Origin of the sequence: Actinoallomurus sp. CA-142502 (assembly GCF_050936355.1) — a bacterium.
In the GTDB taxonomy this organism is placed as follows: Bacteria; Actinomycetota; Actinomycetes; order Streptosporangiales; family Streptosporangiaceae; genus Actinoallomurus; species Actinoallomurus iriomotensis.
In genome coordinates this window covers 8,641,326-8,662,058 of record NZ_JBNJMY010000001.1, presented here as the reverse complement: position 1 = coordinate 8,662,058, position 20,733 = coordinate 8,641,326, and the positions used below count along the sequence as shown (strand labels likewise).

At 72.0% G+C, this 20,733-nt stretch carries 19 protein-coding genes; 14 read left to right on the top strand and 5 right to left on the bottom strand.

What is annotated here, in order from left to right; translation table 11 throughout:
- Window positions 1-24 precede the first annotated feature (24 nt).
- Window positions 25-426 carry a type II toxin-antitoxin system VapC family toxin gene (locus ACQEV1_RS40435; RefSeq protein ID WP_433401772.1) on the top strand — a complete coding sequence of 134 codons (402 nt, stop codon included), beginning with the start codon at window positions 25-27 and terminating at the stop codon, window positions 424-426.
- A 40-nt stretch (window positions 427-466) separates the two neighbouring features.
- Here the strand turns inward: ACQEV1_RS40435 and ACQEV1_RS40430 are convergent, their stop codons facing one another.
- Window positions 467-1,465, bottom strand: a complete 999-nt coding sequence (locus ACQEV1_RS40430) for a zinc-dependent alcohol dehydrogenase family protein (protein WP_433401770.1) — start codon at window positions 1,463-1,465, stop codon at window positions 467-469.
- 180 nt (window positions 1,466-1,645) lie between these two features.
- Here ACQEV1_RS40430 and ACQEV1_RS40425 point away from each other — a divergent pair, with 180 nt between their 5' ends.
- Window positions 1,646-3,562 carry a TIGR03960 family B12-binding radical SAM protein gene (locus ACQEV1_RS40425; protein WP_433401768.1) on the top strand — a complete coding sequence of 639 codons (1,917 nt, stop codon included), beginning with the start codon at window positions 1,646-1,648 and terminating at the stop codon, window positions 3,560-3,562.
- Between the two features lie 1,007 nt (window positions 3,563-4,569).
- On the opposite strand, the gene ACQEV1_RS40420 is transcribed toward ACQEV1_RS40425, so the two are convergent.
- Complete coding sequence (locus tag ACQEV1_RS40420; protein WP_285627645.1) at window positions 4,570-4,788, bottom strand: hypothetical protein; 219 nt, start codon at window positions 4,786-4,788, stop codon at window positions 4,570-4,572.
- 92 nt (window positions 4,789-4,880) lie between these two features.
- Between ACQEV1_RS40420 and ACQEV1_RS40415 the strand changes: the two genes are divergently transcribed.
- The 9 genes from ACQEV1_RS40415 to ACQEV1_RS40375 all read left to right on the top strand — a co-directional run bounded on the left by ACQEV1_RS40415 (window position 4,881) and on the right by ACQEV1_RS40375 (window position 15,025).
- Entirely contained in the window at window positions 4,881-5,963 is a 1,083-nt protein-coding gene (locus tag ACQEV1_RS40415) for a LacI family DNA-binding transcriptional regulator (protein ID WP_285627647.1), read from the top strand.
- 27 nt (window positions 5,964-5,990) lie between these two features.
- Complete coding sequence (locus tag ACQEV1_RS40410; protein ID WP_433401766.1) at window positions 5,991-6,656, top strand: hypothetical protein; 666 nt, start codon at window positions 5,991-5,993, stop codon at window positions 6,654-6,656.
- Between the two features lie 67 nt (window positions 6,657-6,723).
- Complete coding sequence (locus tag ACQEV1_RS40405; RefSeq protein WP_285627652.1) at window positions 6,724-7,542, top strand: TIGR03936 family radical SAM-associated protein; 819 nt, start codon at window positions 6,724-6,726, stop codon at window positions 7,540-7,542.
- A 164-nt stretch (window positions 7,543-7,706) separates the two neighbouring features.
- The gene (locus tag ACQEV1_RS40400) at window positions 7,707-10,235 is read left to right on the top strand and encodes an Rne/Rng family ribonuclease (protein WP_433401764.1); all 2,529 of its coding nucleotides are present in this window, start codon (window positions 7,707-7,709) and stop codon (window positions 10,233-10,235) included.
- A gap of 221 nt (window positions 10,236-10,456) precedes the next feature.
- Window positions 10,457-10,771, top strand: coding sequence for a 50S ribosomal protein L21 (rplU, locus tag ACQEV1_RS40395; RefSeq protein ID WP_285585043.1), 315 nt, complete (start codon window positions 10,457-10,459; stop codon window positions 10,769-10,771).
- A 9-nt stretch (window positions 10,772-10,780) separates the two neighbouring features.
- The gene (rpmA, locus tag ACQEV1_RS40390; RefSeq protein WP_285585044.1) at window positions 10,781-11,038 is read left to right on the top strand and encodes a 50S ribosomal protein L27; all 258 of its coding nucleotides are present in this window, start codon (window positions 10,781-10,783) and stop codon (window positions 11,036-11,038) included.
- Window positions 11,039-11,125: 87 nt separating this feature from the next.
- Complete coding sequence (gene obgE, locus ACQEV1_RS40385) at window positions 11,126-12,592, top strand: GTPase ObgE (protein WP_285627657.1); 1,467 nt, start codon at window positions 11,126-11,128, stop codon at window positions 12,590-12,592.
- 22 nt (window positions 12,593-12,614) lie between these two features.
- A complete protein-coding gene (gene proB, locus ACQEV1_RS40380; RefSeq protein ID WP_285627660.1) occupies window positions 12,615-13,757 on the top strand; it encodes a glutamate 5-kinase in 1,143 nt (380 codons plus the stop codon).
- A 14-nt stretch (window positions 13,758-13,771) separates the two neighbouring features.
- A complete protein-coding gene (locus tag ACQEV1_RS40375; protein WP_433401760.1) occupies window positions 13,772-15,025 on the top strand; it encodes a glutamate-5-semialdehyde dehydrogenase in 1,254 nt (417 codons plus the stop codon).
- Here ACQEV1_RS40375 and ACQEV1_RS40370 read toward each other — a convergent pair.
- From ACQEV1_RS40370 to ACQEV1_RS40360, 3 genes are all read right to left on the bottom strand, one after another.
- Window positions 14,994-16,418, bottom strand: coding sequence for a phospholipid carrier-dependent glycosyltransferase (locus tag ACQEV1_RS40370; RefSeq protein WP_433401758.1), 1,425 nt, complete (start codon window positions 16,416-16,418; stop codon window positions 14,994-14,996). The genes ACQEV1_RS40375 and ACQEV1_RS40370 overlap by 32 nt on opposite strands.
- Window positions 16,419-16,519: 101 nt before the next feature.
- Entirely contained in the window at window positions 16,520-17,170 is a 651-nt protein-coding gene (locus ACQEV1_RS40365) for a hypothetical protein (RefSeq protein ID WP_433401756.1), read from the bottom strand.
- Window positions 17,167-17,739 carry an RNA polymerase sigma factor gene (locus ACQEV1_RS40360; protein WP_285627670.1) on the bottom strand — a complete coding sequence of 191 codons (573 nt, stop codon included), beginning with the start codon at window positions 17,737-17,739 and terminating at the stop codon, window positions 17,167-17,169. Before ACQEV1_RS40360 ends, ACQEV1_RS40365 begins: the two co-directional genes overlap by 4 nt.
- 114 nt (window positions 17,740-17,853) lie before the next feature.
- Between ACQEV1_RS40360 and ACQEV1_RS40355 the strand changes: the two genes are divergently transcribed.
- The 3 genes from ACQEV1_RS40355 to ACQEV1_RS40345 all read left to right on the top strand — a co-directional run bounded on the left by ACQEV1_RS40355 (window position 17,854) and on the right by ACQEV1_RS40345 (window position 20,724).
- A complete protein-coding gene (locus ACQEV1_RS40355) occupies window positions 17,854-18,195 on the top strand; it encodes an ArsR/SmtB family transcription factor (protein ID WP_285627672.1) in 342 nt (113 codons plus the stop codon).
- A 56-nt stretch (window positions 18,196-18,251) separates the two neighbouring features.
- Window positions 18,252-18,449 carry a hypothetical protein gene (locus tag ACQEV1_RS40350; RefSeq protein WP_285627674.1) on the top strand — a complete coding sequence of 66 codons (198 nt, stop codon included), beginning with the start codon at window positions 18,252-18,254 and terminating at the stop codon, window positions 18,447-18,449.
- A gap of 118 nt (window positions 18,450-18,567) precedes the next feature.
- Window positions 18,568-20,724, top strand: coding sequence for an MMPL family transporter (locus tag ACQEV1_RS40345; RefSeq protein ID WP_433401752.1), 2,157 nt, complete (start codon window positions 18,568-18,570; stop codon window positions 20,722-20,724).
- The last annotated feature ends 9 nt before the right edge of the window (window positions 20,725-20,733 follow it).

Genomic DNA, 20,733 nt, shown 5'->3' with positions numbered 1-20,733 from the left:
CGCGCGTGACAAGGAGGCGGGCTGATGTCGTCCGTGCGCCCGATCATCCTCGACGCGGGTTCGCTGATCTCCGCGGAGTCGCGCAGCCGTGTGATCTGGACCGTCTACGACGAAACGCTGATCACCGGACAGGAGCTCATCGTCAGCACGCCGGTCCTCGCCCAGGTCTGGCGCGACGGACGTAAGCGGGCGGTCATCGGTCGCTTTCTGCGGCGCTGTGTGGTCGACGCACCCAGTGAGAGCACCGCCAAGCGGGCGGGCGAACTGCTCGGCCGCACCGGCACGACCGACGCCGTCGACGCGCTCGTGGTGGCCACCGCCATCGAGCGCGGGGCGACCACCATCTTGACGAGCGACCCGAACGATCTGAAGGCGCTGGTCGACGCGAGCGGAGTGAAGCTCCCGCCGTTGATCCAGAAGGTGTGATCCGGCCGGCCGCTCCCGCGTGGGAGTGGCCGGCCGTCGGTCAGGGGGCGGTCGTGACGACGATCTTTCCGACCTGTGTGCCGGACTCCATGTGCCGGTGGGCCGCGACGATGTCACCGAGGTCGAAGGTGCGGTCCACCACGGCGCGGAAGGCGTTCGCCCGCAGTCCGGAGGCCACGAACGCCTCCGCGCGGCGCAGGCGCTCCGGGTCCCTCGTCGTCTCGTGGACGGTGTAGGTGCGCATGTTCAGCGCGGGCATGCCGAGCGCGAACCCCGGGTACGGCGTGGTCTCGCCGCTGAGCGCCCCGTACTCCAGGAGCGTGCCGCCCGGGGCGACCACCCGGGCCAGGTCCAGCACGCCGGGGCCGGCGACGGCGTCGAAGACGAACTCCACGCCCCGGCCTCCGGTCAGCGCCCGTACCCGCTCGACCACGTCCTCCGCCCCGGTGACGATCACCTCGGCCGCGCCCTCACGAAGCAGCGCGTCCTTCTTGGCGTCGGTGCGGGTCAGGGCGATCGGCACGGCACCCATGCGGCGTGCGACGTGGATGGCGGCCAGCCCCACGCTGCTGGACGCGGCGTTCAGCGCGACGGTGTCCCCGGCCCGCATGCCGCCGACCTCGACCAGCGCGCCGTAGGCCGTCAGGTACGGCATCCACACCGCCGCGCCCGCGACCGCGTCCACGCCGTCGGGGCGGGGCAGCACCGCGGCGGCCGGCACGATCGCGCGCTCGGCGTAGACGCCGTAGTCGTTCTGGGAGAAGGCGGGTATGACGCTGACCGGCTGCCCCGCCGCCACCCCGGTGACGCCCTCGCCGATCGCCTCGACCACGCCGGCGGCCTCGGTGCCCAGCCTGGCCGGAAACCGTCGCACCGGCTCGATGTAGTGGCCGCTGCGGAACAGCGCCTCGGCCCGGTTCAGGCCGATCGCCTCCACGCGTACGAGCACCTCGCCGGGGCCGGGCTCGCCGACCGGCACATCCTCCAGTCGCAGTACCTCGGGCCCGCCGAGCTCGTGGAACAGCACCGTTCCGGCCATCGCACACCATCCGTTCCGTCGGAAGCCGATGATCGATTCCATGGCAAAGTACGATGGATGTCAAATTAGAGAACCCTCGTACAAGACTTGCTCTGTTCCTCGTCGTCATGTCCGGGTCCACGGCCCGGCGGCGGTAGGCTCGGAACTTGATTCCCACCCTGTTTCCCGGAGGCTTCCGCCATGTCCGTCGAGTCGCTGTTTCCCCGCCTGGAGCCGCTGCTCCCCGCGGTGCAAAAGCCGATTCAGTACGTCGGCGGTGAGCTGAACTCCTCGGTCAAGGACTGGGACGAGGCGCAGGTCCGGTGGGCGCTGATGTACCCGGACGCGTACGAGGTGGGGCAGCCGAACCAGGGCGTCCAGATCCTTTACGAAATCCTGAACGAGCGCGAGGGCGTGCTCGCCGAACGCACCTACAGCGTGTGGCCCGACCTCGAGGCGCTGATGCGCGAGCACGACATCCCGCAGTTCACCGTGGACGCCCACCGCCCCGTCGGCGCGTTCGACGTGTTCGGGATCAGCTTCTCCACCGAGCTCGGCTACACCAACATGCTGACCGCGCTCGACCTCGCCGGGATCCCGCTGCACGCCGCGGACCGTACCGACGACCACCCGATCGTGCTCGCGGGCGGGCACGCGGCCTTCAACCCCGAGCCGATCGCCGACTTCCTCGACGCGGCCGTGCTCGGCGACGGCGAGGAGATCGTGCTCGCGATCACCGAGGTGATCCGCGAGTGGAAGGACGAGGGCCGCCCCGGTGGCCGCGACGAGCTGCTGATGCGGCTGGCGCGCTCCGGCGGCGTGTACGTCCCACGGTTCTACGACGTCACGTACCTGCCGGACGGCCGGATCCAGCGGGTCGCGCCCAACCGGCCCGGCGTGCCGTGGCGGGTGGCCAAGCACACGGTCATGGACCTCGACCAGTGGCCGTACCCGAAGAAGCCGCTGGTGCCTCTCGCCGAGACCGTGCACGAGCGCTTCAGCGTGGAGATCTTCCGCGGCTGCACGCGAGGCTGCCGCTTCTGCCAGGCCGGCATGATCACCCGCCCCGTACGGGAGCGGTCGATCACGACGATCGGCTCGATGGTCGAGACGGGGCTGAAGGAGTCCGGCTTCCAGGAGGTCGGGCTGCTCAGCCTGTCCAGCGCCGACCATTCGGAGATCGGCGACATCGCCAAGGGCCTGGCCGACCGGTACGAGGGCACCAACACCTCGCTGTCCCTGCCGTCCACGCGGGTCGACGCGTTCAACATCACGCTGGCCAACGAGTTCTCCCGCGGCGGACGCCGCTCGGGCCTCACGTTCGCGCCCGAGGGCGGCTCGGAGCGCATGCGCAAGGTCATCAACAAGATGGTCTCCGAAGACGACCTCATCCGCACCGTGACCACGGCGTACGAGAACGGCTGGCGGCAGGTCAAGCTCTACTTCATGTGCGGCCTGCCGACCGAGGAGGACGAGGACGTCCTCGCCATCGCCGACATGGCCAGGCGCGTCATCCGCGCGGGCCGCGAGGCGACCGGGCGCCGCGACATCCGCTGCACCGTCTCGATCGGCGGGTTCGTGCCCAAGCCGCACACGCCGTTCCAGTGGGCCGCCCAGTGCGACCACGAGACGGTCGACCGGCGCCTGCGCGCGCTGAAGGACACCCTGCGGCGCGACAAGGAGTACGGCCGTGCCATCGGCCTGCGGTACCACGACGGCGAGCCGTCCATCATCGAGGGCCTGCTGTCCCGCGGCGACCGCCGGGTCGGCAAGGTCATCCAGGCCGTCTGGGAGGACGGGGGCCGCTTCGACGGCTGGAGCGAGTTCTTCAGCTTCGCCCGCTGGCAGTCCTGCGCCGAGAAGGCCCTGGAGGGCGTCGACCTGGACTGGTACACCGTCCGCGAGCGCGACGAGGTCGAAGTCCTGCCCTGGGACCATCTGGACGCCGGCCTGGACCGCGAATGGCTGTGGCAGGACTGGCAGGACGCGATCGACGAGACCGAGGTCGAAGACTGCCGGTGGACCCCGTGCTACGACTGCGGCGTCTGCCCGACGATGGACACGGAAATCCAGATCGGCCCAACGGGCAAGAAACTCCTCCCGCTGACCGTCGTCTGATCCCCGGGTCCCACCGGCGGCACGGCGTGCCGGTGGTGAGACCAGGGCGGTCCTGATGTGGCCGCCGCCCGCTGGACCTCGACCTGAGTTGTCTTTCCCCGGCCGGCTTTATCTGGACTCGATCTGAGGGATGTGCGGGGCTGTGGTGGCGGCATCGGTTCGATCGCCGTGTGGGCAGGGCCGGTGCCCTTAGGCCGACGTGGACGCCGAGGGACTCGCCGAAGTCCACGCCGCTCAGTTCCGGCACCGGGCGGTGGTCGATGAGGCGGTCGGCGGACCGCGCGCCTGCGGGCGGTCGCGGTGGCGATCGGGAATCGTGGCAGGCGGAGCGTCGCGGTGGTAGCCGGCCCGACCGAGGATCGGATGGAGGGCGAGCGCAACGTCGTCGCAGGGGGGCGGCCCGTTCGTGGTGCGGCCCGCCTGTGGTGCGGCCCGCCTGTGGTGCGGCCCGCCTGTGGTGCGGCCCGCCTGTGGTGCGGCCCGCCTGTGGTGCGGCCCGCCTGTGGTGCGGCCCGCCTGTGGTGCGGCCCGCCTGTGGTGCGGCCCACCCGCCCTGGGGGCTCCAGCCCACTTTCATTGTCCAGCCCCCTGGTCCGCCGGCGGAAGGCCGTCCAGGGGGGCTGTGGATAACCAGACTGTCCGCGCGTGGTCGGCGGGGACCTGCTCCGGAAAAGCAGGCAGCCCTGTGAGGATGTCTCCGCGACGAGCGGAGAGTCTCACAGGGCTTGTCGCCGGACGGCCGGAGCGGGCGGCCTTCGGGCGGCGACGGGAGTCGGTGGGATCCGGGGCGTCAGCACGGGTTCGTGCGGTTCGACCGCCGGATCAGGCCGGGCTCAGCCCGTACGCGGGATCGAGCGAGTGCTCGGCGCGCCGGGGCTGGGCTGAAGGCTCAGCCCGTAAGCGGGCCGGGCGGGTGCTCGGTCCGTGCGCAGGGCTGGGCTGGGACCTCAGTCCGTACGCGGGATCCGGGCGGATGCTCGGTCCGCGCGTCGGGCTGGGCCGGGGGCTCAGCCCGCGGACGGGGTCGCGCAGGGGTCGACCCGGTCGGCGGTGCGGCGCAGCAGGCCCGCGAGGTGCACGCGGGCGGTCTGCCGGACCTGGGCCGTCGCCTCGTGGCGCGCGGTCGGCCGGTAGGGCACGCGGGGTGCCTCCGGGCGCGAGTCGAGCAGGTGCTGCCGCGCCTGACGGCGAGCGGACTCGAACGCGATCATCTGCAGCGGTTCCATTTGCCCTCTCTAGGTCTCTTTATCGATTCAGAACCAGGCATGAGCCTACGTCCATGTCGCTTCTGAATCAATTCAGAATTAGGGTTTCCGATGTGGAACGCGTCACGCTGCAGACGATCGCCGACCGGGTCGGCGTCTCACGAACGACCGTGTCGAACGCCTTCTCCCGGCCCGACCAGCTCAAACAGGAGCTACGGCAGCGGATCATGGAAGTCGCCGAGGAGCTCGACTACCCGGGGCCGAACCCCGCCGCCCGTACGCTCCGCCGCGGACGCGCCGGGGTGATCGGGGTCGTCTTCACCGAGACGCTGTCGTACGCCTTCGCCGACTCCTACGCCGTCGGCTTCCTGCGCGGGCTCGCCCGCGTGGCCGAGCAGTCCGGCACCGGGTTGCATCTGATCGGCTGGCCCTCGCCCGGCGTCGCGGAGGAGGTGATCGGCGACGCCGTCGTCGACGGCTTCTGCCTCTTCTCGCCGGAGGCCCACCCTTTGGTGGAGACCGTCCTGCGCCGCAGGCTTCCCGTCGTCACGGTCGACCATCCGTACGTCCCCGGCGTGCCGTTCGTCGGCATCGAGGACCGCGCCGCGGCGAGCGAGGCGGCGACCTGCCTGCTCGAACTCGGGCACCGGCACATCGCGATCATCGCGGCGCAGCCGATGGCGGCCCAGGTCCCCGGCCGTGGTCACGAGCAGGCCTGGCTCGACATCGACCTCGCCGCCGCCCACCGGTTCGGCGCGGGCCGCGCCCGGGTGGCCGGCTACCACGACGCGTGTCTGAAAGCCGGTCTGAGCTGGTCCGAAATCCCGATTCACCCCACCACGAACGACCGGGAGATCGCGCGCCGGGCGGCCGCGCGGATCCTCGACCTGGACCCGCGGCCGACGGCCGTGATCGCGGCCACCGACGAGATCGCCTTCGGGGTGATGGACGTCGCGGCCCAGCGGGGCATCGGCATCCCCGATGAGCTGTCCGTCGTCGGGTTCGACGATGTGCCCGCCGCCGAGCCGGCCGGGCTCACCACCGTCCGTCAGCCGATCACCGAGAAGGGCACCACGGCCGGGCGGCTGCTGCTCGAGCCGTCCCGCGACGATCCGGCGCCGTGCGTCCTGATGGAACACCGGCTGATCGTTCGCCGCACCACCGCGCCGCCCCCGCGGACGAAACGAAATTCGTGACGGCCGCGTCCTAGGTGAGTGAACAGCATGGACAGCCGTCCCCCGGGCTGCGTGACGATCCCCCTTCTGATCATCGTTCTGCCGTTTCGCCTCGTGTGGGAGGCGCTGCGCCTGATCGGGCGGTTCGTCCGCGCGTACGTGTTGCGCCCGCTCGGCTGGCTGCTCTACAACGGCCTCGCACGGCCCGTGGCGTGGATCCTGCGCGAACTCGTCTGGCGCCCGATCCGCTGGCTCGTGCTCGTCCTGCTGGTGCTGCCCCTGCGATGGGTGGGCCGGGTGCTCCTGCTGCCGCTGGGGCGCGCGATCCTGCGGTACGTCCTGGTGCCGCTCCTGCGCGGCGTCGCCTGGCTCGCCACGCTCGCCGGCCGGCTCTTCATGTTCGTCGCGCGGCCCGTCGGCCGGGCGCTTGCCGCGCTGTGGCGCGCCGTGCTGTGGCCGGTTCTGGCTGCTTTCGGCCGACTGATCGCCTACACCTGGCGGCTCGCCGGCGTCATTCTCCACCACCTCCTCGTACGGCCCCTGAGGTTCCTGTGGCGGATGGTGCTCAGGCCGGTGCTGCGCGCCGTACGGCAGGTCTGGCGAGTCACGGTGGTACCGGCGGCCCGCTGGTTCCGCCACTATGTCCTGGAACCCGTACGCGCGGCCGGACGTTCGGTCTCCAGAGCGCTCGGCCTGGATGCACGGCGTCCGTGACCCCGTACTCTTAGAACAAAAGACTTTCGCACTGGCACGAGTAGGAAGGATCAAAACACTGGCACCCATGCCGGAGGGCCCGGCGCCGGCCCCCGTGATCCAGCGGCTTCGCGTGCGCTATGCCAAGCGCGGCAGGCTGCGGTTCACCAGCCACCGAGACATCTCCCGGGCCGTGGAACGCGCCATCCGGCGCGCCGGGATTCCGGTGGCGTTCAGCGCCGGATTCAGCCCGCATCCGAAGATCTCGTATTCGGGTGCGGCGGCAACTGGTGTGGCCAGTGAGGCGGAGTACCTCGAAATCGGGCTTGCCGCCACCTGTGACCCAGGTCGGCTGCGGGCCGATCTCGACGACGCGCTACCCGAGGGTCTGGACATCCTCGACGTCGTCGAGGCGCGCAACGGAGCTCTGGCGGACCGCCTGGAGGCATCGAGCTGGCTCGTACGTCTCGACGGGGTCACCCCGGAGACCGCCGGCGCCGCCGCGGCCGCCTTCCTGGCGGCCGATGAGATCGAGGTCGAACGCCTCACCAAGAAGGGCCGCCGGACCTTCGACGCCCGCGCCGCGGTCATCGCGTGCGAGCTCGACCGGCGTGCCACCGAGGGCGCGGATGCGCAGTGTGCCATACTTCGAATGGTTGTTCGGCACACGACACCCGCTGTTCGACCTGACGACGTCCTCACCGGACTTCGGCTTGTGGCCGACCTCGCGCCGCCGTCGCCTCCTTTGGTGACGCGGCTGGCGCAGGGACTGCTCGCCGATGACACCGGTGAGCTCACCGACCCGCTGGCCCCCGACCGGCAGACCGCACCGGCAGGCGATGTCGCCGCCGCGCACGCGGACGCCGTACGGATGGCGGAGCCGGACGCCGTCGGTGCCCAGCCGTAGGTGGTTTCCGTGCATCGCATGGACTCTCACCGAAAGCCGGGCGCACCCCTGATGACTTTGTCGGCACGACCCGAAGGGCCGAGCCGGCGCCAAGGAGAAACGGATCGCTCCTGTGCGGCGCACCCTCGCGGGTCGCGCCCGGGAGCTGACGGGAGAACGCCCGCATGCTTGACAACGAGATCGGTGACGCCGCAGGCGGCACTGAACACAACGGCAGTGAATCGAGTGGTGAGACCAAGCAGGTGAGCCGCCCGCGCCGGGCCAGCCGTCCGGCCGGACCGCCTCCTGAACCAGAGGAGAGCACGCCGTCCGCGCCCGCCGGCGAGGACCAGGCCGCCCCTGCCAAGGCCACATCCAAGACCACGCGCACCCGCCGGACCACGCGCAAGCCCGCGGCCGAGCCGGAGACCCCGGCCACGCCCGAGGCGCCGGTCAAGGCCGAGGCGCCGGTCAAGGCCACGGTGAAGGCCGAGTCCGCCGAGCCGCCGGCCCCCTCCGGCGCGCCGAAGACCTCGGAGGTCCCCGACGCGGCGTTCCAGCCGCCGATGGTCGTCTTCCAGCCGCCGGCCCTGCCCGCCGAAGAGGCCCCGCCGCGCCGGCCCAAGGCCGAGAGTCAGCCCAAGCCCAAGGCCGAGGGCAAGCCCAAGGCCGAGTCCAAGCCCAAGGCCGAGCCCAAGCAGGAGGCGCCGAAGGCCGACGAGGCCGACGACCAGGCCGATGACGACGAGGGCACCGACAAGGGCGGACGCCGTCGGCGTCGCCGCGGCGGCCGCGGTCGCGGCAAGGCACGCGACGGCCAGGACACCGAGGACACCAAGGACACCGACGAGGACGCCCAGCAGGCCGACGAGGAGTCCGACGACGAGGACGAGGACCGCGAGGACGCCGGCTCCTCCTCGAGCCGCCGGCGTCGCCGCCGCCGTCGCCGTACGGGCGGGGGCGAGGGCGACGACGTCGCGGGCGACGACCCGCCCAACACCGTCGTGCACGTCCGTGAGCCCCGCGCCGTCGAGGACGAGGTGCAGGCGGTCAAGGGCTCCACGCGCCTGGAGGCCAAGAAGCAGCGCCGCCGCGAGGGACGCGAGCAGGGCCGTCGCCGGCCGCCGATCGTCACCGAGTCGGAGTTCCTGGCCCGCCGTGAGTCGGTCGAGCGCGTCATGGTGATCCGCTCGGAGGGCGACCGTACGCAGATCGGCATCCTCGAGGACAACGTGCTGGTCGAGCACTACGTCGACCGGTCGAGCCACCAGTCCTACGTCGGCAACGTCTACCTCGGCAAGGTGCAGAACGTCCTGCCGTCGATGGAGGCGGCGTTCGTCGACATCGGCAAGGGCCGCAACGCCGTGCTGTACGCCGGCGAGGTCAACTGGGACCTGGCCGGGCTGGAGGGCCAGCCGCGCCGCATCGAGTCGGCGCTGAAGTCCGGCCAGTCGGTCCTCGTCCAGGTCACCAAGGACCCGCTCGGCCACAAGGGCGCGCGGCTGACCAGCCAGATCTCGCTTCCGGGCCGCTACCTCGTGTACGTCCCGGACGGCTCGATGACCGGCATCAGCCGCAAGCTGCCCGACAAGGAGCGCACGCGCCTCAAGCAGATCCTCAAGAAGGTCATGCCCGAGAACGCCGGCGTGATCGTGCGCACCGCCGCCGAGGGCGCGGCCGAGGAGGAGCTGGCCCGCGACGTCTCCCGCCTGTCCGCGCAGTGGGAGAACATCAAGCGGCAGTCCAAGACGGCGAACGCCCCGGCCATGCTGTACGGCGAGCCGGACCTGACCATCCGTGTCGTGCGCGACATCTTCAACGAGGACTTCAGCAAGCTCGTCGTCCAGGGCGAGGACGCCTGGGACATGGTCAAGGAGTACGTCGGCTACGTCGCGCCGCACCTGGCCGACCGGCTCGAGCTCTGGTCCGACGGTGAGGACGTCTTCTCCGGCTACCGGGTGGACGAGCAGATCGCCAAGGCGATGGAGCGCAAGGTGTGGCTGCCCAGCGGTGGCTCGCTGGTCATCGACCGTACCGAGGCCATGACGGTCGTCGACGTCAACACCGGGAAGTTCACCGGGCAGGGCGGCAACCTCGAAGAGACCGTCACCCGCAACAACCTCGAGGCCGCCGAGGAGATCGTCCATCAGCTCCGGCTGCGTGACATCGGCGGCATCATCGTCATCGACTTCATCGACATGGTCCTGGAGAGCAACCGCGACCTGGTGTTGCGCCGGATGCTCGAGTGCCTGTCGCGTGACCGCACCAAGCATCAGGTCGCCGAGGTGACCTCGCTCGGGCTCGTCCAGATGACCCGTAAGCGCGTCGGCGGCGGCCTCCTGGAGTCCTTCTCCGAGCCGTGTGAGTGCTGCAACGGCCGCGGGATCCACGTGACACTGTCGCCGGTCGAGCCGAAGGCCGACAAGTCCGGCGGGTCGAGCCGTCGCCGCAAGCGCAAGGGCGACATCGAGAAGGCCGTCGAGGACAAGATGGCCCAGGCCGAGCGTGCCAAGGAGCCCGCCAAGGCGGACGCCAAGGAGCCTGCCACGGCGGACACCGGGGACAACGGCCACGGCGCCGCCGAGCCCGCCCCCGCGGACCACGGCGGCCCGGCCGACCATGCCGAGGTGAGCGACGCCGAGCCGACCGCGAACGGGCGCCGCCGGCGTACCCGCCGGTCGCCGCGGGCCAAGTCCGAGGCGGCGGCCGACTGACCTGCCCGGGTGTGGATCGGCGCGTCCGCGCCGGTCCACGGCCCGGAAAGGCGTCCGGTTCGACCTCAGGGCTCCCGATCCGGTATCCTGAGGGCCCGGCGCTCTCGCGTCGTTGTTAGCGCGCCTGAGGCCCCTCGCCCGATGGGGCACAGGCAGCAGCTTCCGAAATGAGCTTCAGTTCGGTAAGTCGTGCCCGAGGCACGCAAAGGAAAGGTTCCGCGGTGTACGCGATCGTCCGTTGCGGCGGCAGGCAGGAGAAGGTGGCCGTCGACGACGTGCTCGCCGTCGACAAGCTGTCCGGTGAGGTCGGCTCCACGGTGACGCTGCCAGCAGTGCTCGTCGTCGACGGCGACAACGTCGTCAGCGCGCCTGCCGATGTGGCCAAGTACGAGGTCACCGCCGAGATCCTCGGGGCCACCAAGGGTCCGAAGATCAACATCATGCACTACCGGAACAAGACCGGGTACAAGCGGCGCATGGGTCACCGTCAGCCGTACACCCAGGTCAAGGTGACCGGTATCAAGGCCGGAAAGTAGGTCGCAGACATGGCACACAAGAAGGGCGCCTCGTCCAGCCGTAACGGCCGTGACTCCAACGCGCAGCGGCTCGGAGTGAAGCGGTTCGGCGGCCAGGTCGTCAACGCCGGCGAGATCATCGTCCGCCAGCGCGGCACGCACTTCCACCCGGGTCCGGGTGTGGGTCGTGGCAGCGACGACACGCTGTTCGCGCTCGTCGCGGGCGCGGTGGAGTTCGGCCGCTACCGCGGCCGTCGCGCCGTCAGCATCGTCCCCCCGGCGGAATAGGTCCGCCGGAGCGACACGACTTCGAGACAAGGGCGGGCCGATCGATCGGCCCGCCCTTGTCGTGTTTTACGACAGGAAGAAGGAACCATGCCGGATCGTGCCGTTTCCCCCGCGACGGGGGAGCACGACGGCCACCGGGACGATCACGCCCCCGTCCGAGGCCGCGCCCCGGGCGGCAAGGGCGCGCAGTTCGTCGACCGGGTGACGCTGCATCTGCAGGCCGGCAACGGCGGGAACGGCTGCGCCTCGGTGCACCGGGAGAAGTTCAAGCCGCTCGGCGGCCCGGACGGCGGCAACGGCGGGCGCGGCGGCGACATCACGTTCGAGGTCGACCCGAACGCCGCCAGCCTGCTCGAATACCACAAGCGCCCGCACCGCAAGGCGAACGGCGGCAAGCAGGGGCAGGGGTCGCACAAGAACGGCGCCAACGGCGCCGACCTCCTGCTGGCCGTGCCGAACGGCACGGTCGTCAAGACGCCGGACGGCGAGATCCTCGCCGACCTGACCGGCGCCGGCACGCGGTTCGTCGCCGCCCAGGGCGGGCACGGCGGGCTGGGCAACGCCGCGCTCGCCACCTCGCGGCGCAAGGCGCCCGGCTTCGCGCTGCTCGGCGAGCCCGGTGACGAGCTCGACGTCGTCCTGGAGCTGAAGACCGTCGCCGACGTCGCGCTCGTCGGCTTCCCGAGCGCGGGCAAGTCGTCGCTGATCGCGGCCATGTCCGCGGCCAAGCCCAAGATCGCCGACTATCCCTTCACCACGCTCGTGCCCAACCTCGGCGTGGTCAGCGCCGGGGAGTCCGTGTTCACGGTCGCCGACGTGCCCGGCCTCATCGAGGGGGCCAGTCAGGGCAAGGGCCTGGGCCTGGAGTTCCTGCGGCACATCGAGCGCGCCTCGACGCTGGTGCACGTGCTCGACTGCGCGACCCTGGAGCCGGGCCGCGATCCGATCTCCGACTTCGAGGTCATCGAGGCCGAGCTGGAGGCCTACAACGCCCTCGGCGACCGGCCGCTGGCCGACCGGCCCCGCGTCATCGTGCTCAACAAGGTCGACGTTCCCGAGGCCCGCGAGCTCGCCGACCTCGTACGCCCCGAGTTCGAGCAGCGCGGCCTGCGCGTGTTCGAGATCTCGGCCGCCACGCACGAGGGCCTGCGCGAGCTGGGCTTCGCGATGGCCGAGATGGTGAGAGCCCACCGCGCCGCGCAGCCGCCCGAAGAACCGACCCGGCTGGTCATCCGGCCGGAGCCGGTCGGCGGCCCGGAGTTCGAGATCCGCCGCCTCGGCGACGGCAGCTTCCTGATCACCGGGGAGAAGCCGCGCCGCTGGCTCCGGCAGACCGACTTCTCCAACGACGAGGCCGTCGGCTATCTGGCCGACCGGCTGGCCCGGCTCGGCGTCGAGGAGCGGCTGGCCGAGGCCGGGGCCGAACCCGGCGCGACCGTGCTCATCGGCACCGAGGACGACTCGATCGTCTTCGACTGGGAGCCGGAGGTGCTCGCCGGATCCGAGCAGGGGCTGGGCCGCCGGGGCACCGACACCAGGCTGGAGGGCCGATGACGCGCCGGAGGCGGACGAGCTGATGCGTACCGCCATCGCGAGCGCCCGCCGCGTGGTGGTGAAGGCGGGTTCCTCCTCGCTCACCACGCCCGACGGCGCGATCGACGCCGCCCGCATCGACGCGCTCGTCGACGCCCTGGCCGGCTGGCGGACCCCGGACGGCGGCAGGGGCCGCGAGGTGGTGTTCGTGTCCTCGGGCGCGATCGCCGCCGGGATGAGCCCGCTCGGCCTGCCGGTGCGCCCGCGTGACCTGGCCATCCAGCAGGCGGCGGCGAGCGTGGGCCAGGGCCTGCTCATCGCCCGCTACGCGTCGTCGTTCGCGCGGTACGGCCTGGGCGTCGGGCAGGTGCTGCTCACCGCGGACGACATGATGCGGCGCTCGCACCACCGCAACGCCCGGCGCACGCTCGAACAGCTCCTGGCCTTCGGCGTCGTGCCGATCGTCAACGAGAACGACACGGTCGCGACGGACGAGATCCGCTTCGGCGACAACGACCGGCTCGCCGCCCTCGTCGCCCACCTGGTCCGCGCGGACGCGCTGATCCTGCTCTCCGACGTCGACGCGCTCTACACCGGTGACCCGCGGCTGCCGGGCTCCCGCCGCATCGAGCACGTCCGCGGGCCGGCGGACCTCGACGGCGTACGCCTCGGCGCCTCCGGGCGGGTCGGCACCGGCGGCATGGTGACCAAGGTGGAGGCCGCGCGGATCGCGGGCGTGCCGGTCGTGCTGACCGACGCCGCCTCGGTCCAACAGGCGCTGGCCGGTGAGGACGCCGGCACCTACTTCCACCCGCCGGTGACCCGGCCCTCGGCACGGCGGCAGTGGCTGGCGCACGCCACGACCGGACAGGGGCGGCTGCGGCTCGACCCGGGCGCGGTCGAGGCCGTCCTACGCCGCGGCAAGTCGCTGCTGCCCGCCGGGATCACCGGCGTCGAGGGCGACTTCAGCGCCGGCGACCCGGTGGACCTGTGCGACGAGCAGGGCGGCCTGATCGCCCGCGGGCTGGTCAACTACGACGCTGGGGAGATCCCCGACCTCATGGGCCGCTCGACGCGCTGGCTGGCGCGCGAGCTCGGCCCGGAGTACGAACGCGAGATCATCCACCGGGACGACCTCGTCGTCCTGGCGAATCCGGAGACCCCGTCGCGGTCGGCGGCGGGGTAGGAGGGGACAGAAACGTGACCACTCAGGAGCAGGTTCTCGACGTGGCGCGGCGCGCCCGGCAGGCGGCGGCCGAGCTCGCCCCGCTGCCGCGCGCCACCAAGGACGCCGCGCTGCACGCGATCGCCGACGCCCTCCTCGCCCGGTCGGCCGAGATCGTCGAGGCGAACGCCGGCGACGTCGCGCGGGCCCGCGAGGCCGGCACGTCCGAGTACATGATCGACCGGCTGAGCCTGTCCACCGAGCGCGTCGAGAAGATCGCGGCCGCCGTACGCCACGTGGCCTCGCTGCCGGACCCGGTGGGGGAGTCGGTCCGGGGCTACACCCTGCCGAACGGCCTGGAGCTGCGGCAGGTCCGCGTGCCGCTGGGCGTCGTCGGCATCATCTACGAGGGCCGGCCGAACGTCACCGTCGACGCCGCCGCGCTCACGCTCAAGAGCGGCAACGCCGTGCTGCTGCGCGGCTCCTCCTCGGCGTACGACTCCAACGTCGCGCTGGTGGAGGTCATGCGCTCCGCGCTCACCGACCTGCCCGCCGACGCCGTGCAGCTCGTCCCGGGCCGCGACCGCGACTCGGTGAAGTACCTCATGCGCGCCCGCGGCCTGGTCGACGTGCTGATCCCGCGCGGCGGCGCGTCGCTGATCAATTCGGTCGTGGAGGAGTCGACCGTCCCGGTGATCGAGACGGGCGTCGGCAACTGCCACGTCTACGTCGACGCCGACGCCGACCTCGGCATGGCCGTGGACATCCTGGTGAACGCCAAGACGCAGCGGCCGTCGGTGTGCAACGCGGCCGAGACGGTGCTCGTTCACCGCGACATCGCCGCCGACTTCCTGCCGCGCGCCCTGGAGGCATTGCGCGGCAAGGGCGTGACCGTGCACGGCGACGAGGCCGTGCGGGCGTACGGCGACGACGTCGTGCCCGCCACCGAGGAGGACTGGTCGAACGAGTACCTCTCGCTCGACCTCGCCGCCGCCGTGGTCGGCTCGCTGGAGGACGCGGTCGCGCACATCCGCCGGTACGGCTCGGCGCACACCGAGGCGATCGTGACGAACTCCCAGTCGGCGGCCCGCCGGTTCGTGGCCCTGGTCGACTCGGCGGCCGTCATGGTCAACGCCTCGACGCGGTTCACCGACGGCGAGGAGTTCGGCTTCGGCGCGGAGATCGGCATCTCGACCCAGAAGCTGCACGCGCGCGGCCCGATGGGGCTGCCCGAGCTGACCTCCACCAAGTACGTCGTCACCGGCGAGGGTCACCTGAGGGGCGCCTGACCCGGCGTTCGCCGGGCCGTCCGGCGAGCGCCAGCGCCGCGGCCAGGCAGGCCACCGGTACGACCGGCAGGACGTACCGGTGGTCGAAGTCGAGGACCGCGACCGGCACGACCAGCAGCGTGACCGCCGTGCCCCAGGGCAGCAGCGTGCCGCCGCGCCGCAGGCCGAGCGCGCCCGCGAGGAGGATCGCCGCCAGGAACGGGCCGCGCAGGTAGGCCGGGTACTGGTAGGCGCGCAGCACGGCGGCGTACGGCTCGACGGAGTGGTACTCCCCGGTGGCGCCGGGGTCGTACGAGGACAGCGTCCGCAGCGCCGACGGCGGGACCCCGACGGGCGCCCAGCGGCCCTTCGCGAAGCCGAACGCGGGCGTCACGCGCCGGGGATGGCGGGCCGGTGTCCAGTGGAAGGTCAGAGAGACGTCGCGGCCGACCGCGCCGAGGTAGTCCAGGGGCTGGGCGAGGATCGCCCGCAGCGCGAACGACCGGGCGAGGTCGTTGTTCGCGGCGGCGCCCCCGCGCATGCGGTTGAGGGACGAGCGGGGATCCCACACGTACTCCGACGCGGCGTCCTGCCGGGTGCCGTTCGGGCACAGCGCGGCCTCGTCCGGCGGCGGCTGGATCCGGCGGCAGTCCGCGAAGGTCATGGTCCGCGCCCAGAGGGCGACCCCGTCGGTCCCGGAGAGGGCGAAGCGGCCGTTGTCGGCCCGGTACCAGCCGGCGAACAGCGCGAGGGGCAGCAGGCCCGCGACCGCCGCGGCGGCGAACCGGCGCACGCCGATCCGGCGTACGGCCAGGTAGAGCAGTACGAGCAGGAGCAGCGGCAGGCCTGCGCTGCGGGTCAGCGCGGCCGCCGCGAGCGCCAGGCCCGCGCCCGCCGCGGCACGCGCCGACGGGCGGCCGGGCGACCACATCAGCGTCACCACCGCGACGACCACGAGGAACAGGAACAGCGTGTCGGACAGCACGGCGTGTTCGAGCTGGAGCATCTGCCCGTCGAACAGGACCGGCACCGTCGCGAGCACCGCGCCCCACCCGGGCACGCCCCTGCGGCGGAGCAGCGCGTAGATCAGCAGGCCGGTCGCGAGGCCGAGGACGTGCTGCGTCGCGACCACCACGGGGACGCTGTGGAACGGCAGGAACAGGCGCAGCAGCAGCGGGTAGCCGATGCCGCGGAAGCCCGTCCCGGGACGCAGGTGCAGCGCGAGGCCGAGGTACTCGTAGGAGTCGATGTAGTACACCCGGCCGGGCCGGTATCCGAGCATCGTCACGATCCGCAGCCCGGCCGCGACGGCGAGGACCACGCCGAACGGCGCGTGCGCCGCCCACCGCGAACGTCCGGCGGGTCGGCGGGACGGCAGCCGCGAGACGGGCGCGTCGGCGAGAAGGTGCGGCAAAGCGGCTCCTTATTGTAATTTCGTCCAATAGTGCGCGGACAAGCGTCACCGGCCGCCCGGCGGCGCGTTACGCGCCGCCGGAAGGCGGTCTCAGTCGCGGGTCAGTTCCAGTACGGGTCGTTCTCGAACACGCAGGGCCGGACCGGCCCGGCCACCAGGTAGGACCCGAGCTTCCACAACTTCGTGCGGTGCGACTCGGCGAGCTCCACCACGAGCGTCTGACCGGGCTTGATGCGCTGGGGGAAGATCTTGAAGGACTGGAACGAGCGCTTCGACGCCGGCCACACGAGCGGCTGGTGCGCGAGCATGTCCCGGTACGACCGGGGCAGGTCGGACATCTTCGTCACGGACTTCGACGGGGTCGGGGGAGCGGGCTGGTCGACCACGGCGCCCCGCTCGCCGGTGCATCTCATGTGCTGGGGCAGATAGGTGATGTCGGTACGGGCGCCGTCGTCCGCGAGTTCCGCCTGCAGCCGGGCCGCCGCGCGCAACTCCTTGACCGTCACGGTGATCGAGCCGTCGGCGTTCCGGGTGACCGCGTAGGCCGCCGTGGCCTCCGGGCCGATCAGCGTGGGGACGGCGAGCGCGGCGAGAACGGCCACTGCGGCGGCCGCCACGGTCACCGGCCGCCACCGGACCCTCGTGGGCCGTCCCGCCGTGCGCCACCGCCGCCGCACCGTGCCGCGTCGCCGGGAGGCTCGGTCCGCCACCTCGGTCTTCAGCTCCGCCAGGAGCCTGTCCTCGAAGCTCATCGCAGTCCCTCCACGGCGACGGTCGGGCCGGTGTCGGGATCGCCGCGCAGCGACCGGCGGGCCCGGTGCAGGCGGACCCGGGCGGTGTTCTGCCGGATGCCCAGGACGGCGGCCGCCTCCCCGACGGTCAGTTCGTCGATCGCCACGAGTTCCAGCACCGCGCGCTCGCCCGGCGGCAGGCCGGCCATCGCGGCCAGCAGCCGGCGCGCCGGTCTCTCCGCGTCGATGCGGTCCTCGAGCCGGGACACGTCGTCCGTGTCGAGCAGGCGACGGCCGGCGATCCGGTGTTCGAGCCGCTGCTGTCGTGCCTCCCGCCGCCGGTACGCCGCGAGCGTGTTGCGCGCCACGCCGTGCAGCCACGCGACCTCGGTGCCACGGTCCGCGCGGTAGGTGTGCGCCGAGTCGATCACCGCGACGAACACGTCCGCGACCAGGTCGGCGACCAGGTGAGGATCGTCGAGCCGGCGGGCCACGAACCGCGTGACCGCGTCGACGTGGCGCCGGTAGAACCGCTCGAACGCCTCAGGGTCGGTGGCGACCTCTGCCGGCGATGCGTGCCTGCCGCGCATCGGTCCGCCTCCTTCACCGTTCCGCCGGATCACACCCTTACTTGGTCATTGGCGAAGGAAGGGTTACATGCTAACTTTTCTTTGCAGGGGCAAAATTTTGTTAGGAGGGTCTCCGTGCCGACCGGTGACGAGCTCGTGGAGGTGCTGGCGACGCTCGCCAACCCGCATCGCCTGCGCGTCGTCGCGGCGCTGGCGCGTGAGCGCAACTACGTCAGCCGGCTGGCCCGTGAGCTGGGCATCAGCCGGGCGTTGCTCCAGGTGCACCTACGGAAGCTGCAGGCGGCCGGGCTCGTGTCGGCCCAGATGGAGCTGTCCGAGGACGGGAAGGCGATGAAGTTCTACGAGGTGACCCCCTTCTCCATCCAGCTCACCCCGGAGGCCGTCGCGGCCGCCGTACTCACTCTCACCACACCCGAGATCGTCCAGCGCGACGGCGGGGAGGAATCACCCATATGAACGGGCATGCCTTGGCGGAAGTCATCGGAGCCGCCGGACTCTCCACGGTGGTCGCCGTGACCATCTGGCAGGTCGCCGCCATCGTGCGGGCCAAGATCCTGGCGCCGCGCGAGGGGAGGTACCAGGAGCTCGCCGAGAGCACCGCGGCCGTGCAGGAGAGGACCGACCTTCAGCTCCGGGAGATCACCCTGGTCCTGGAGGACATGCGCGGGCGCCTGGCCTCACTGGAACGGATCCTCAAAGAGGTCGAGTAACGACCGGAGGACCCCGGGCCGCCGAGCTGCAACTCGGCGGCCCAGGTAGCGAAGAAGCATCACCTCGCCCGAGGGCGAGTTCTCGTCGAATACCCCTTCGTGGAAAGGACAGCAGTTCATGCTGCGCATTGGCAAGTCGGCCCCGCCGGAGACCGCGGCGCGGGCCCCGGCAGGGCCCGCGCCCCTCGTGGAGCGCGTCGCGGGGTGGTCGGTGCGGCACCGCACACCGGCCATCGCGGGCTGGTTCGCCCTGGTGATCCTCGCCGTGCTCGCCGGCACGCTGATTCCGGGTCAGGGCGCCGGCGGCATCGATCCGGGGGAGTCGGGCCGGGCCCAACGCGTCCTCGACGCCCAGCACGCCTACGTGCCGGTCCTGGAGAACGTGCTGGTCCAGTCCCGTACGGGCGGACGGTTCGCGGACGACCCGGACCTGCGCCAGGCCGCGCGGGACCTGGAGGCGGCGCTCCGGCGGACGCCCGGCACGGTCACGGGTCTCCGCTCGCCCCTGGTGTCCAGGGACGGCCGCTCCGGCCTGGTCACCTTCCAGCTCGCGGGACCGTACGAACAGGTGGACGCGCAGTACGACGCCGTCGTGAAGGCGGTCGCGGAGGTGGCGGCCCGCCATCCGGGGGCGCGTGTGGCCCAGGCCGGCGACCGCAGTCTGAGCTCCGCGGTCGACGAGGGCATCAAGGGCGACTTCAAGCGGGCCGAGCACTTCTCACTGCCGATCACCGTGGTGATCCTGCTGGTGGTGTTCGGCTCGCTGATCGCGGCGGGCATCCCGCTGCTGCTGGCGTTCAGCACCGTCATCGGCGCGTTCGGCCTGCTGCAGGTGGTCGATCACTGGACCCCGATCAACAGCGCGACCCACTCCATGGTCCTGCTGATCGGCGTCGCCGTCGGCATCGACTACTCGCTGTTCTACCTGCGACGCGAACGTGAGGAGCGCGCCGCGGGCCGTACCGTCCGGGAGGCGCTGCGGGTCACCGCCCGCACCTCCGGGCACGTCATCCTCGTCTCGGGCCTGACGGTGATGCTCTGCATGACCGGGCTGCTGTTCAGCGGGCTGGCCGAGCTGCGCGGGCTGACGATCGGCGCGGTCCTCGTGGTCGGCCTCGCGATGGTCGGCTCGGTGACCGTGCTGCCGGCGCTGCTGAGCCTGCTGGGCCGCTGGGTGGACCGGGGCCGGCTCCCATGGTTGGGCCGCCGGCGTACGGCCGCGGCGGAGTCACGCACCTGGACGGCGGTCGCGCGGGTGGTCGTGCGGCGGCCGCTCCTGTGGGGCGGCGCGGCCGTGCTCGCCCTGGTGGTGATGGCGCTGCCCGTGTTCGGGATCCACCTGCAGGACGCCGCCGTGACCGACAGCCTGCCGCGCAGCGTGCCCGTCGTGGACGCCGCCGTCCGCATGCAGGAGGCCTTCCCGGGCACGCCGTCTCCGGCTCGCGTGGTGGTGTGGGAGACACGTGACGGCGCGCTCGACGGTCCGGGCGTACGGCGGGCCGTCGACGGCCTGCGGGGCGACGGGGCGCAGCCGATCGCCCAGGCGCGGGTCGGCCGGGCGCTGCTCCTGCGGGTGCCCCTGGCCGACTTCGGCAACGGGGAGACGGCCGTCCGGGCGCTGGGCACGCTGCGGCACCGGTCCCTGCCCGCGGCGTTCGGGCACGTGGACGGGGTCGAGTACGCGGTCACCGGCCGGACCGCGCTGGCGTACGACTTCACCCGGCAGCTGTCCGGCCGTACGCCGCTCGTCTTCGGGTTCGTGCTCGTCCTGGCGTTCGTCCTGCTCACCGTGGCGTTCCGCTCCCTCACCGTGCCGCTGGTCTCGATCGCCTTGAACCTGCTGTCGATCGGTGCCGCGTGCGGCGTGCTCGGCTGGGTGTTCCAGGGCGGCCACGGGGGCTCGCTGCTCGGCTTCACCTCCTACGGAGGGATCGTCGACTGGCTCCCGGTGTTCATGTTCGTCGTCCTGTTCGGCCTGAGCATGGACTACCACATCTTCATCCTCAGCCGGATCCGCGAGCGCCGGTCCGGCGGAGCCGGTCCGCGCGAGGCGATCGTCGAGGGCGTCGGCGCGAGCGCGGGCGTCGTGACCAGCGCCGCCGTCATCATGACCGCGGCCTTCAGCGTCTTCGTCGTGCTGACCGCGATCGAGTACAAGATGATGGGCGTCGGGCTGTCCGTGGCCATCCTGCTCGACGCCACCCTCGTACGCGGCGTGCTCCTCCCTGCCGCTCTGGCCCTGCTCGGCGACCGGGCGTGGGGTCGCCGCCGGTGAGAAAGGCTG